The organism is Chryseobacterium paridis (assembly GCF_016595215.1).
In the GTDB taxonomy this organism is placed as follows: Bacteria; Bacteroidota; Bacteroidia; order Flavobacteriales; family Weeksellaceae; genus Chryseobacterium; species Chryseobacterium paridis.
Window position 1 is genome coordinate 117,918 of the sequence record NZ_JAENHK010000001.1, and the last position, 13,903, is coordinate 131,820.

The window sequence follows — 13,903 nt, forward strand, 5'->3', positions numbered from 1 at the left end:
TCATGAAAAACTTAATCATTTTATTGACATTATTTGTGGCATGTATTCAAAACAAGTCGGAAGACTTCCAGTTGGTTGCTTTACCTCCAGTCACCTATGAGTTTAAAGCAGGAGAAAATAAAAATAGAATCGACTATTTTTATGCAGATCGTAATTTTTCATACGACAATAATGAGTATGAAAAACTAAAAAAGAAAGTTGACGAAAAAACGGGAAATATAAATACACAGGATTATAACTTATATTCTGTGTACATCTATAAAAAAACAGATGTACTCAATAATGAGTACAAAGGAGGAAAGGAAGGCCTGGATGGCCATAATCAGGATCTAATCGCCTACATCAGATATGAAAAGGGAAATAGAGATATTTTTTATGTAATCGAAAAAGGTAACGTGCTCTACAATGTTCTCACCAACAAGGAAGAGAACTTTGAGTTTGATCAATAATAAAAACACAGGAAAATGGCAGGTCCAGGAGTAAATTTTGAAGGAAAAACAGATACTCCCCGAAATGGGATAGAACCAACACAGGTTAAAAGTATAAAACTTATTTCTGACTTAGATGATGGTGCTTTGAACGATGGCAGCAGGAAAATCAAGGAAAAGTCAGGCCTTGTTTATGGTAAAACATATACTTTCAAGGTTGAAACATATACTAATGATGCTCCAAAGGATCCCAGTATGATTAAATGGGCAGTTAGCTATACCGATAATGAAACTGGAAAATTTCATAAAAATGCTTTAGAAGGACCCAATAGTGGTGATGAGATTAGCATTACATTTAATGATGCAAATGGTTGTGGAAACAATTTAGAGATCAAAGCTTACATCAATGATATGGACAATGAGGGAAAATTAACCCTTTTCAAGCATAATAGATTTAGATTCTTTGATCGCCAGGCATTAAAATCTGAAATTCAGCAAAGAATGAATACGGGAAAAGATGTTGATCAGGGGCAAAGTTCAATGTGTGCTATTGCCTTAATTGGACATTTCCTCGCCATTCAAAAACCATCTGATTATGAAAGAATAATCTTAGATATGCATCGTACCGGAGATGCTATTGTTCCATCTACCCAGTACAAAATAAAATTAGATAGTGATGAACATCTCATCAAAATAAAAGACTCTGATGCCACGTACCCGAATAACAGTAATGGCGGCAAAATGTCTTATGCCGACTTTATATTTTTATTTACAATAAAAGATTATTTAAACGGGGTTTTCGATTATGATCCTGACGGAGCAAATGCCGGAGGTGTTGTAGAAGGTGGGACAGGTCTTACTCTTCCACATGAAGTAGCAAGCATGATGAAAAATATCCTTGCATATAGTGATGTAAAAAATGAAACCAATCTGGTAACAAGTAAATGGGCCAGTGCAAAAAACTCTGCAAATGAGCTGTCAGACCTTCTTACAAATGGATACAGTGTCGGTCTTCTCATTACAGCAGGAAATTTTCAAAATAACAATAAGGGCACCTTCACTATTCCTAATCACTGGGTAGGACTTAAAGGAGTGACATTAGATGAAAAAAATGAAAAAGTTGTACTCACTTTATTTACCTGGGGCGACATCAGTAAAGTGTGGACTGTATCTTATGATCCTTTTGAAGATGGATATTTTGGCTATGTCGCAGGAAAGTAATTGGTAATGAAATAATTTAAAGGACTATGATAAAGAATTTTATAATAAAGAATTGGAAAACGATATTTAATATTCAGCTTATTATTTTTATAGCATTTGCAATCCTCACTTTTGTTTATTATTGGGATAAATCAGCCCACCAGTATTTCAACAGAGGCTTTGACACATCAAACATCCAGGCAATCTTCTCATTATTTATGACTTATCTTTTTGTGTTCTTCATTGCTGTTGCATTTATTTATCCTATTCTTTTTTTGATCCAGATGTTTAGCATGCGTAATGAGAAAGACCGTAAAAAGACAGTTAGATTAATTATACTATTTGTCTTATACATAATAAGTATCATTTCAGTTTTTGCATTATATACAATTAATGGTTCCCAGGCAATAAAGGCCATAAATCACTAATAAAAACTTGTCCTATCCTTATATTATCACAAAACAATGACATCCGCTAAAACCGACATATTTCCAACTTCAACCTATTTTCTTCAGGATAAATCTACCATTAAAATTGGAAAAGAAGAATATGAAGCATTACTCTCATATACGCTATATGTTGAAACCGGAGAAGATAGTGATTATGACTTATCAATTAACAGAACAAACCTTAAAGTCAATAATAAAAAAATAGATACCAAGTTTCTTGAAATATCAAATAGTTACATGGAGGCGTTATTTCCTATCCACTGTAAAATCGATAAGTATAAACTAACAATAGAAAATACAAAAGAGATACAGCAAAGGATAAAGACAACAGATTCAGAAATACATTCTATTTATAGCGGAGAGGGTATAGACCATATCCGCACTCAATTTTTTAATGCTACCGAAACTAAAGATGGTCTTATACAATTCATCAAGGAGCTCCACTTTATAAAAATTATAGAAGCAAGTATGCAGAAGTTCAGCAATAAAAAACAGTATGAAACTTCGTGGAAAGTGCTTCCGATCGGTACATCAGAATGGAAAGGAGAAGCTCAATATCAAAAAGAGAAAAATACTTTGTCTTTCGAACCCAAAATAGATAATGCACAGGAAATCATGGATGATGTTATCAGATACATTCACAAATATGATTATGCTGTTGATTTTGAGGAAGAAAATCTTCCACTCTATGCAGATTTCAAACATAACATCAACTATACGGGTACAACAGGAAGAATTGAAACAGCTGAAACCGATGTCTGTATAGAAGTACAGAATAAGTTCTACTACCAACACATTATAACCATACAAACAAAATAGCGATATGTCAACACCCATCCCATATACAGTCCAGAGCGGTGAGACGTTACAGGATATAGCCAAAAAATTGGGTATAAAAGACTGGACTAAGCTCAAAGAATATCATAATCGGAATGCTGGCTCTAACCCACAGGTCCCAAATGTTCCTTACACCGGATTCAACCTGCAAACTCCACCCAAAGAGGAAATTTATGTGATGAATGGTGAAACTCCACCACCCGATCCTGCCGAAGAACAAAAAGATGCTGAGCAAAAACAGGGTGAGGAAAAGAAAAAAGAAGAAGATAAAAAGAAAGAGGAGAAAGCTTCCAAAAGTGATCACGACGGAAAATATTTTGTGGTGCACAATGCCAAATGTGTTTGCGATAAAGCTGAAAATCCAAAACAGACTGCAGACCTACAAGTTACTACTCATAAAATAATTGTTCTCAATGATGACAGTTCTAAGTTAGCCGCTACAGAAGAAGATAAAACCTTTATTCCCCCAGCTGCAACGTTTGGAAAATGTACACTTAAACCATCACCAGGAGGCTATCTTCCATGTGCTTTAGCACCTGCCCCTAAATGGAGCAAAACTTATGATAGTACTCAGGTAATGGGTAAAAATACTCTCACAGAAATTTCTGAACTGCAATGTATGGTGGGAGGAAAAATAACAATAGACAAACATGGGCAGACAGATTCTGTAAGTAATGCTCATGCTGACAATACGAATCCGGTGGAGCTTTCCATGGTTAATCCGGCAATAGCCCAGCCTAAGAAAAAAGAAGAATACCCTGTTGTTACTACTATTACACTCACTAAAATTGAGGATAGAAAAGATTTTAAAGAAGTAGATTCTAAGAAAAAGGAAATCATCTATCTCCGTAAAAATGAAGAGGCAGATTTTAAAGCCAATTTAAAAAGCGGAAACAAACAGCTTACCTCATGGATGGTATATAGTGATCACCAAGGTAAAAAAGAAAACAGGCTTTTCCTAAAGGAACAAATTGGTACTGAGTTTTCACAGAGCTTTGCTGATTTAGGAAAGTTTAGAGTGGAGGGATATGGCAAACCTAAAAGCCCCGATTTTGAAAAAGGGAAATATGATAAATGTGATCCTTCATGTTCTATTGATATCGAGGTAGTAGAAAATACACTGATTGATATTGAATGTACTTCGGGAGATTTTTCTACCCGCATCGATCCTTCTAAAAATAGGAAATTCAGACGCGGCGTGCCTTCTGTATTTAAAGCAAAGTTTTTCATTCCTAATCTTACAGAGGAAGAAAAATCCAGACTCACCTTATCTCTATTGGATGGTGACGGAAATATTGTAACCGATGGAGTCCAAAATGGAGAAACACTAACTTTTACTCCTCAAAATACCAAAGCTAAATATACTATCATAGCCAGATATACTAATGAGAATGGAGAGGTTATAGAAAAGCAAATGTCAGGGGAAAGTGAAGGCAACGCTGTAATTGGAATAAGTCATGGAGCTGAAGTAGTAAGGCCTGGAACAGCTATGTCTTTTAGCGTCTCTAAAATGAAATATAATTTTGGAACAAATAATCCTGTTTATGACCTTACTTCCGATGAGTCTTCTGAAGTCAAATGGAATTTGAATGGAGTATTGCAGGGAACAGGGAAAAGCATTACAATACCGGGTAACCAACTCATGGCCCCTGGAAAATATGTTGTAGAAGCTTATAGCAAAGTTGCAAACGCAACGGGGAAAGGAGCTAAAGACGAAGATGATGACTGGCGCTTTGAAGTAAAAAACAATGTAGTCACCGAAATAAAATATGATAAGAAACCAAAAGTAGGGGTCAATATTTCATTTGAAATAAGCAAAATGCTTATTAAAGACTACGACGCTGCTAAAGATGGTGCCATAATATGGAAAATAACCGGTCCAATCTCCGCAACCGGAACAGGCGAAAAGTTTGCTCATAAGTTTTCAGCCCCGGGAAAATACACTATTAATTGTAGTATGGGTGGCAGAAATTGTGAAAAACCATTAACAATAGATGTAATACAGCCCAAAATTACGGTTGATACTGCAAAATGGATGGATAATGATGGAAGCAGTGGAAACATTATAAAGGAAGCCGGTTATGGACAAGAAATTGCGGCTTATGTAAGATATGAAGGACTGCAAGGCGAAAATGTAAAATTAGAAGTGTATGATAATGACAGCACCGGTAGTAATATTATTTTTGAGAAATCCGGGATCTTAAATGATACGGCTACTGCAGTGTACTGGCCTTTTACACTAGATGATTCTATAAAGCAAAAAATACAAAGTAAGGGAGTTACTAAAAAAGGAGAATTATTTTTCAAAATGAAATCCACTAATTCATCCCTTATTATTCAAAACTCAGAAAAAGCCCTTGCTTCTTCTCTTATCGTTTCGGATGTCCCTAAAATTGTAGATGCTTATTTCTGTGATGCTTCAGATACGGAAAAACGTTACAACTCACCCATAAGCACTCCTCTTTATTTTAAAATTTACGCCATTAACATGGTAGATAAAAATGTTGAAGTGCAGTTTATTACAAAATCAGATATGTACTTTAGTATAGCCTGGAATCCAAAGCAATGGAAAGATTGGAAAGATGTAAAAGATAAATTCGCCAAGGAAATTTTCTTTGACAAAAAAGAAGGTAAAATTAATAAGAAAGGAGAACTAATACTTAAAGTAGATCCATCGAAATTAGGCAAACCTAAGAACTACTTTAAGATTTCAGCAATTATCAAAGTTACTGAAGGGGAAGGAAAAGAAGTTAAAGAAAAAGCGATGTATCTTGATCATTCTGATATGGCTATCCTGTATGCAACCGCTACTCTTCCTAATATGGTAGAAAACAAAGGAGCTGTGAAAGTTGGAAGGGAAACATTATCAACTGGAAAAGATAATGATGATGATAGTATTTGTGAAGCAGAGGCTAGGGTAAGAGCCTTCATGAGGATGTTAAGAAAAGGTGAAGGTACTCAAGGAGAACAAGGATATACAACGCAATACAGCGGGAAACAATTTACTGATTTAAGCAAGCATCCTGAAGAAGTTATAACAGCCGGAAATTATTCTTCATCTGCAGCTGGAGCTTACCAGGTTATGAGATATACTTGGTGGTGGGTAAATGGCGAAAAATTAACCAAAGAGAACAAAAAGGCTGGAGTATATGAAGAGGAGCATGATTATATTAAAAAATATCAAATATCAAGTTTTAATCAGGAATCACAAGATGAAACTTGTATAATCCTCTTTAAGTATAAACAAAGTAAAAAATTCTTAGATTTAATAGTAGCTAATAAGCCTCAGGAAGCAATGGAAAAGTATGGTAGCTATGAATGGGCCAGCTTACCTCCTGGAAGATATGGACAACCAACACAGACCATGGAAGGAGCCTTGGCTGAATATGAAAGATGCTTGAAAGAAGAACTTAAAGGAATTAGTAATTTACATATCAAAAAAGGTTTTTTGAAAAAATTTGGATATGATTGTTGTGAATTAGAAAAAATAGTAGTTGGAGACATTAACAAATACAGGATAGATGTTGACAAGTTTACATATCCAAAAATAATGAAGAGTACAACATCTAAAAAATATCAATATGATATTTATGAAAATGGCCAATTAATTAAAACCATCACATTAGAAAAAAATGAACATGGGCTATTACCATTTCCTGAAACGGGACCGAACTGGGGTCGATTTGGAACAAGGGATTCTGGTGGAGATAATTGGGTAGATGAAAAAGTATGTGCAGCGTTGTTAGGGTTCTTCTATTCACTTCCAAAAAATAATTATGCGGATAGTTTATATTTCAATGATATCTCTGCTAATGATGGACGAAATATTGGACACTCCGGACACAATATATCAGGAAATGATATAGATATAAGATATCCTGGAAGTAGTAATGCCGGGCAAACTCTTTGGAGTGATGCGAAGAAAGCTTATCCAAGTGAAGAGAAGTTTATTGAAGCATTGGAAAATATACTTTCTGTAGGAGTCAAATGGGGCTTTAACAAAAATTACGCTTATAAAAAAGGTATAAAAAATACCACAGGTAAAGCAACATCTGTGCATCAAGATCATTTCCATTTAGGCTTAAGATAACAAATATGACTAGATTTTTAGCATACCGAATAACATTAATATTTCTATTAATCTGTGAGAGTTTTATATGTCAAAATAAAACTAAATTAGAATATCAAAACGATACTCTAGTCCAAAATTTAGGAAGTGGATTGGTTCAGTTTTTAAAAACAAGCGAGAAAATAACTTTATACTCTGATAGAAGTTTTTCAAAAGTTGAAATGAAAGATGCTCAAATTGGTGACAGGTTTATTCCCATTTTGAATAAGCCGGATTATGGTATTTTATTTTTCTCATGTGTTGAAAAGGGCCCAAATTTTTACAAAATAATTATTTCAAAAAATCACTTTGCTTATATAAAGCATTCCAAAAATATCATATATTACCCATGGGCAGACTTTTTAATAAATCAAGTTACCAGTATAAGAAGTAAGGATTTACATGATAATCCCCCTCGATCATCTATAAAAGGTAAAGCTATAAATATTGAAAACTGGGCGGAAGATGATGAGATCAACATTATTAAAGTAGATAAAAACTGGATACAAGTAAAAAATATAACTCAAAATAATCAATTGTTTTGGATTGAATGGCGAGATGATCGTACTTTAAAAATATTTTTAAATCTTTTAGTATAATTATGAAAATAAGAATTATAGTTTCATTTTTTTTAATCGGTATTTCTAGCTTCTCATGTAGCCAGAGTACTCAAAATAAAAATCAGGAGACAAAGCAAAGTACTCTCAGTGCTCAAAGTCCAAAAGCTACAGATTATGATTCTGTTAGCACAAAAACATCTTTAAACATCAAAGGTGTATGGAAGTCCCAATGTGATAATGATAAAGCGAGTATTGAATTTTTTGATGAAGGTTCGGCAAGTATTGATTTCCATACAAAAAGTGGACTGTTGGCACGAGTGAATTTAAGTATTCAAAAAGATAAGGATAATTTCCAAATTAAATTTGATGGGCTTACAGGTGTTACAAAAGGAAATGCAGACTTAGCCTGGGTTAATTTTTCAAGAAAAGAAGTAATTGCAGAAGTAAAGCAAATAAATGAAAATAGTATTGAGATTGAATGGTTAGGCTTCTATAATGAAAAGAGCCAACAAAGAAGCTTTGTTGAAAATCCTTTTGATCAAGCTAAAAAAACGGTTTCTTTATTAAGATGTAATTAAATTATAATCCATTAACTTTCTTTACAAAAATTGTTATAATGGTAATTTTTATAAAATAACTCAATTAATCAAAGAATGCAATCAATAGAATAGTATCTCTTCAAAGGGTAATGATATGGACCACCAGCAGAATAAATCCCTACTTCTAATTTTTTTTCATAAATTTAGTTTCTAAAACAAATTTAAGATGAAACAATTTATAACCTTTATGAGTTTAGGAGCTTTACTGCTCGTAAGTTGCAATGCTCCCAAAAAAGAAGTGATGACGGATAAAGCTTCTGATGCAAAAAATGTTAAAATCGAGTTCACTGGTGCAGATAACATTGTTCCAAAAAATGCAAAGCTAAAAGTAAGCTTGTATGCTGTCCAGTCCAATATGGCAGATGTTCCTGCGAGTTTAATCACTGAAAAAGAATATACTCAGGAAAAAATTCCATTTACGATCGACTTGCCTGTTCCAAACAATGCGGAAAGCCTTATCAAACCGGAAGTAAAAAAAGGAGATCCAATCAAATATTACGTTACCATTAGCTGGGATTCCAATGGAAATGGTGTTGAAGATAAAGGTGATATCGTCATCGATTATGATAAAAAGTTTCCTACTATCGAAATTAATGAGAACCTTCAACAGATTTATCTAAAAGTATCTAAATAAACTTTATATATAAAAACAAAAAAGAGTGAATTGTAAAAATTCACTCTTTTTATTTGTAATTATTGATGCCTTATGCTTGAGCAGCAGGAACAAAAACTCTTTGAGCTAATTCCTGGTCAAAAAGATATAATGCAGAAGGGTTATCGCATACCATTTTGATTTTAGTAACCAATTGAGATGCACTAGCCTCTTCCTCTACCTGCTCATTAATGAACCACTGTAAAAAAGAAGTTGTTGCGAAATCTCCCTCATCATTAGCATTTTTTACAATATTAAAAATACTTTTAGTTACCACTTTTTCATGCGCCAACGCCTTTTCAAAAATGTCTGTAGCATTATCAAATTCATGTGGTGGTTTTGGAATCTCTCCAACAATAATTTCTCCTCCTACATCATTTAAATAATCAAACATTTTATCAGCATGCATCAATTCTTCTTTGCTTTGAACCCTGAAATAGTTAGCAATACCATCAAGATCTTTACTTGAAAACCAAGCAGACATTGAAAGGTAGTATTGTGCAGCATATTGTTCGTGGGCTATTTGTTCGTTGATTAGTTTTGCAATTTTTTCGCTTACCATAATAAAAAGATTATATTCAAAATTACGGAATTAAAGCCCGATTTCAAAAAAATTAATGAAAATTAATACAAAAAGGACGGAATTCCTTCCGTCCTTAAAGCATTAAAAAAAAATTATTATAAACTATTAATTTGCATTAGTAGTTGCAGCAGGCATCGGCTTTTCCATCATTTTTTTATCCTTCATTTCAGCCCTTCTTTTCTCCATTTTTGCCTTTCTGTCAGCCTGCCATTTATCATATTGTTCAGGGCTTAATATCTTTTTCATATCGGCATCCATTTGCTGTCTCTTAGCTTTCATCTCCTCCATTTTGGCTTGTCTTTCTCCTTTATTCTTATCAAACTCAGCCATCATTTCTGCTTTCCTTTTTGCATGGAGATCCTTAATTTGAGTAACCTGTTGCTGGCTTAGATTCAGATCTTTTTGCATCTTTTCTAAATGGTCCTGTTCTCTCTGTTGCATTTTTTGCTGCATTTCCGCTCTCTTTGCTTGCTTGTCCTGAGGAGTGGTTTGTTGAGCCATTGCAAAACTTCCTATTCCTACAAATGCTATTGCTAAAATTAATTTTTTCATTTTTTTATATCTTTAATAAATTGTTATACATCTTTTTGATTACTAATAAAAACAGAAGTTAAAATTAAATATTCATAAAAAATGTTAATTTTTAATATGAAAAATATAATATTGAAACAAAATCAAAAAAAAGAGCAGATTATAAAAACCTGCCCTTCACACCACTTAAATATAATATATGAAAATTAATTATTTGCTAGTTTCTGTCTGAATCCTGAACCTCTATTATCATTTCCATTATTCTGCTGTCTTGGGGCAGAATTTTCAGTTCTTTGTTGTCTGAATCCATCACCTCCTCCGCTTCTGAAACCATTATTATTATCTCTTCTTGGAGCATTATCTCTTACAGCATCCTGATTTCTATTAGTTCGGAATCCACTGTTATTGGCTCTTTCTCTATTTACATTGTTATCATTTCTGAAGCCACTGTTATTTCTAACTCCGTTATTGTCATTATTTCTAAAACCTCCTTGACTTCTGAATCCATTATTTCCCTGATTTCTGGTATCATTATTTCTAAAACCAGAATAATTTCGGGTAGACACAATTTTCAGAGTTGGATTATCCATACGATGGAACCTTGACCTGTCCACTCTATAAATATTAATATTTATGTTTCTATAGCGAGGAAGTACTGCAAATCTTGGAGCATAATAACTTCTTCTGTAATTCTGAAAATAGACAATCGGGCTGGAACCATGATAATAATTATTTTGAAAGATAACAAACACTCTTGGTCCTAAAATTCTTTCCATAGCATAAAATCTATCATAGTACCATCTGTCCGGATTATATCTATAGAAGTTATTCCAACTTGAAAAACTTGAATACAAATTGTTCAGATAAAGGATCTGATCAATCTGCCAACGGTTCAGTCTGTTTTGAGCAAAAAAAGTATTCCAGTTTACACTGACAACGCTATTTCTGTAATCATTGTAATAGCTTTGGTAATAATCATTTGGGTAATAATCTTTAGGGTAGTCATAATAATAATCGTCCGGGAAATAATTCTGGTCATCCTGATCGTTGTAGTAACCATTATTATTGTTATACCCATCATCTCCCCAGCCATTATTCGGATATTGCTGGGCAAACGACAAAGTCGCCAAACTCAGCGCAAATCCTAAAAGTATATTTTTCATCTCTAATGTTGTTAATTGGTTAATATATAGCAGAATATCTCTATTCTATCTCTTTGATACAAATAAAAAAAAGAAGTTAAATCTTTCGATTAAACTTCTTTTAAAATATCATTAAATAATTGATAATCAATTGTTAAATATTATTTTCGACCACTATCTTTCACCCAATTACTAATTTTTTGATTAAAGGAAGTCTTTTCAATTAAATCTTCCAGTTTCAAATGCATTCTGTAACGCCAATAATGTGGAAAAACTGCAGGATCATTTATTCTTTCATTATCCATTTTGGGATTCATCAGTTCTTCATCTGTCGCTAAAAACTCTTGCAAAGGAAAAATAGCCAACATTGCATCATTGTATAAATGCTGTTTCATAATAATTTCGGCCAAATGAACTTCAAGATTCTCAGGAGCCTTCCCATACTGTACCAATTGCCAGTTAAAATATTTTTGGGTTAATTCCGGATCTTCTTTCCACCATTGCCTCAAGGTAGAACTATCATGAGAAGAAGCAGTTACCACATTCATATAATTCGCATAGTTCGGATTATAAAACGGAACATCATCTGATGGCATCCGTTGAACTTTTAGAGCTATAATACCCAATTCATCCATGACTACAGGAACACATGAAGGAACCATCCCCAAATCTTCACCACAAATCAACATCTTTGTCGCATTAAGAAGCATTGGGAGTTTCTCCATTGCCTTTTCATACCATAGACGATCTTGTCTTTTGAAAAAATAATCATGATATAAATTGTAGATGGAAGTTTTTTCCCAATCCGAGAGATATTCATAAGAATCCGTATTATATACATTAAATCTAGGGTGATATACTTTTTTACCATTTCTTTCTTCCACCAGAAATAATACATTGGCACAAAGGGATATCAGTTTCTCTTCAATAGAACCCTGTGGCTTTTTCTTAAAATAGTTTGTCAATTTTCTTTGTGTATCAAACTCTTCTTTAAATGAGTAAGTTCCATTTATATTTTTATTGATAAACTCTAATGCTTTACCACTTTCCTCACCAAAATATTTCCAAAGAATCCGATCATTAATGAAAGGCTTACAATATCGATCAAAATCAAAAGGGATATTCAATGCCTTAAATTCTTCCAAAACAATAGGAACTGCAGGATGAAAATACCCTAAAATCCCTTGAGTAGCTGAAATTGGCATTCTCCATATTCTGAAAAAACCTAAGATGTGATCAATTCTCATGGCATCAAAATACTGTTCTAATGCTTTGAACCTGTTTTTCCACCATCTGTAATCATCCTTCTTCATTGCTTCCCAATTATAGGTTGGAAATTCCCAGTTTTGTCCTAACTCAGTAAACTGATCCGGCGGTGCTCCAGCCTGAAAATCCATTCCGAACAATTCAGGTTCAGCCCACGCTTCTACTGAATATCTATAAATACCAATAGGTAAATCCCCTTTTACAGAAACCCCTAAACTATGAATATAATCTATAGTCTCTTTTAATTGTTTATGAAGCTGAAACTGCACCCAAGCATGAAGCATAGAATCATCATAATCTTTACTTTTTGAAGAAAAGAATGGGGCAATTTTCCCGGCAATATATTTTTTATGGGTTTTCCATTCATTGAAATTAGGTGTTTTATATTTATCCCTAAGAACACAAAACGCACAATACGGGATGAGCCAGCTTTCATTATCTTTTATAAACTTCTTAAAATTCCGATCTTTATAAATTTTAGTTTTCTCCAGAGTAAAGACAGCTTTTAAATATTTCCATTTCCCTGCAATAACTTTCTCATAATCGATCAGTTCCAGGCCATTTAATTCTGCTTTCTCTGACTGAAATCCTTCAACTAAATCCTCCGGCAAAGCAAAATCAAGGTTTTCTAACGATATATATTGCGGGTGCAAAGCATAAACTGAAACTGCTGCATAAGGGTAAGAATCCGTCCATGAATAATTCGCTGTAGTATCATTAATGGGAAGGATCTGGATAATTCCAAGATTAGTTTCATTAGCCCATTCTGCCAATTTTTTCATATCAGCAAATTCACCTACCCCAAATCCATCCTCGCTTCGTAATGAAAATACCGGAACCGCCACACCAGCGGCATGATACATCTGATAGGCTTTGAATTTAAAATAATGGTTTGAAAGAATTTGTAAAACATCATTCTGCAAATTAGGAACTGTAAATCTGTTTTCACCAGTTTCTACATCTATAACCTTCCCTAGTCCTTTATCATAAATACAATATTTATATTGGATAAACTCATCCTCCGGAATTTCGACAGACGCTTCCCAAACTCCAAAATCTATCTGAGATAAATGAATTACTTTTTCATAATCCCATCCCCCCAGAGATTCTGTACTTCCAAAAAGCACAATTTTCCAATCCGGATTGTAGATGGGAACTTCAATTCTGAATAGATGGGTATGTTTTTTTAAAACAATAGCTTTCTCAGGAATAAAATGGTTGAGTTTATTATAAAGGATTTTATTGTCAAGATAATTTTCAGGAAAGTTTTTATTATTCCACTCATCAAAGATTAAAAATTCCTTATAATTATGTGGAAAATTAAGGTGATGTGCAACGAACTCTTCTTTTAGAACATTTCCTTTTTCATCAACAAGTCGATATTGATAGGTAATAGTCTTTGAGAAATAATCTACTTCACATTTCCATAAGCCGTTCTCTGTATAAAACATTTTATGGGTCTTAGACACAGCTCCTTCATCAGTGATGATCACTTGCAAACCCTCTCCTATTTTCGCACTGTACCCAATATTGAAGTATAATTTCATC

11 protein-coding genes are annotated in these 13,903 nt (G+C 33.5%); 7 read left to right on the forward strand and 4 right to left on the reverse strand.

All coding sequences use genetic code 11. The features are described from left to right. The first annotated feature begins 2 nt into the window (after window positions 1–2). From JHL15_RS00520 to JHL15_RS00550, 7 genes are all read left to right on the forward strand, one after another. Window positions 3–449: a hypothetical protein gene (locus tag JHL15_RS00520; RefSeq protein ID WP_200241477.1), complete on the forward strand. Its 447-nt coding sequence runs from the start codon at window positions 3–5 to the stop codon at window positions 447–449. A 15-nt stretch (window positions 450–464) separates the two neighbouring features. Next, window positions 465–1,649, forward strand: coding sequence for a hypothetical protein (locus JHL15_RS00525; protein WP_200241480.1), 1,185 nt, complete (start codon window positions 465–467; stop codon window positions 1,647–1,649). Between the two features lie 443 nt (window positions 1,650–2,092). Continuing rightward, window positions 2,093–2,896, forward strand: coding sequence for a hypothetical protein (locus tag JHL15_RS00530; RefSeq protein ID WP_200241483.1), 804 nt, complete (start codon window positions 2,093–2,095; stop codon window positions 2,894–2,896). Window positions 2,897–2,900: 4 nt separating this feature from the next. Then, on the forward strand, window positions 2,901–7,004 hold the full coding sequence (locus tag JHL15_RS00535; protein ID WP_234047653.1) for a PAAR-like protein: 4,104 nt from the start codon (window positions 2,901–2,903) through the stop codon (window positions 7,002–7,004). Between the two features lie 5 nt (window positions 7,005–7,009). After that, a complete protein-coding gene (locus tag JHL15_RS00540; RefSeq protein ID WP_200241485.1) occupies window positions 7,010–7,621 on the forward strand; it encodes a hypothetical protein in 612 nt (203 codons plus the stop codon). Window positions 7,622–7,623: 2 nt separating this feature from the next. After that, window positions 7,624–8,160, forward strand: coding sequence for a hypothetical protein (locus tag JHL15_RS00545; RefSeq protein WP_200241487.1), 537 nt, complete (start codon window positions 7,624–7,626; stop codon window positions 8,158–8,160). A gap of 187 nt (window positions 8,161–8,347) precedes the next feature. After that, the gene (locus JHL15_RS00550; RefSeq protein ID WP_200241489.1) at window positions 8,348–8,815 is read left to right on the forward strand and encodes a hypothetical protein; all 468 of its coding nucleotides are present in this window, start codon (window positions 8,348–8,350) and stop codon (window positions 8,813–8,815) included. A gap of 70 nt (window positions 8,816–8,885) precedes the next feature. Here the strand turns inward: JHL15_RS00550 and JHL15_RS00555 are convergent, their stop codons facing one another. The 4 genes from JHL15_RS00555 to JHL15_RS00570 all read right to left on the reverse strand — a co-directional run bounded on the left by JHL15_RS00555 (window position 8,886) and on the right by JHL15_RS00570 (window position 13,902). After that, window positions 8,886–9,395, reverse strand: coding sequence for a ferritin (locus JHL15_RS00555; protein WP_200241491.1), 510 nt, complete (start codon window positions 9,393–9,395; stop codon window positions 8,886–8,888). A gap of 126 nt (window positions 9,396–9,521) precedes the next feature. After that, window positions 9,522–9,968 (reverse strand): hypothetical protein, encoded by a 447-nt coding sequence (locus JHL15_RS00560; protein WP_200241493.1) that lies wholly within the window; start codon window positions 9,966–9,968, stop codon window positions 9,522–9,524. 185 nt (window positions 9,969–10,153) lie between these two features. Further along, window positions 10,154–11,110, reverse strand: coding sequence for a hypothetical protein (locus JHL15_RS00565; RefSeq protein WP_200241495.1), 957 nt, complete (start codon window positions 11,108–11,110; stop codon window positions 10,154–10,156). 140 nt (window positions 11,111–11,250) lie between these two features. Next, entirely contained in the window at window positions 11,251–13,902 is a 2,652-nt protein-coding gene (locus JHL15_RS00570) for a 4-alpha-glucanotransferase (protein ID WP_200241496.1), read from the reverse strand. Window position 13,903 lies beyond the last annotated feature (1 nt).

Excerpts from the sequence above, each read along its gene's own strand:
- JHL15_RS00520 (WP_200241477.1), top strand. The coding sequence starts at position 3 with ATGAAAAACTTAATCATTTTATTGACATTATTTGTGGCATGTATTCAA.
- JHL15_RS00525 (WP_200241480.1), top strand. The coding sequence starts at position 465 with ATGGCAGGTCCAGGAGTAAATTTTGAAGGAAAAACAGATACTCCCCGA.
- JHL15_RS00530 (WP_200241483.1), top strand. The coding sequence starts at position 2,093 with ATGACATCCGCTAAAACCGACATATTTCCAACTTCAACCTATTTTCTT.
- JHL15_RS00535 (WP_234047653.1), top strand. The coding sequence starts at position 2,901 with ATGTCAACACCCATCCCATATACAGTCCAGAGCGGTGAGACGTTACAG.
- JHL15_RS00540 (WP_200241485.1), top strand. The coding sequence starts at position 7,010 with ATGACTAGATTTTTAGCATACCGAATAACATTAATATTTCTATTAATC.
- JHL15_RS00545 (WP_200241487.1), top strand. The coding sequence starts at position 7,624 with ATGAAAATAAGAATTATAGTTTCATTTTTTTTAATCGGTATTTCTAGC.
- JHL15_RS00550 (WP_200241489.1), top strand. The coding sequence starts at position 8,348 with ATGAAACAATTTATAACCTTTATGAGTTTAGGAGCTTTACTGCTCGTA.
- JHL15_RS00555 (WP_200241491.1), bottom strand. The coding sequence starts at position 9,395 with ATGGTAAGCGAAAAAATTGCAAAACTAATCAACGAACAAATAGCCCAC.
- JHL15_RS00560 (WP_200241493.1), bottom strand. The coding sequence starts at position 9,968 with ATGAAAAAATTAATTTTAGCAATAGCATTTGTAGGAATAGGAAGTTTT.
- JHL15_RS00565 (WP_200241495.1), bottom strand. The coding sequence starts at position 11,110 with ATGAAAAATATACTTTTAGGATTTGCGCTGAGTTTGGCGACTTTGTCG.
- JHL15_RS00570 (WP_200241496.1), bottom strand. The coding sequence starts at position 13,902 with ATGAAATTATACTTCAATATTGGGTACAGTGCGAAAATAGGAGAGGGT.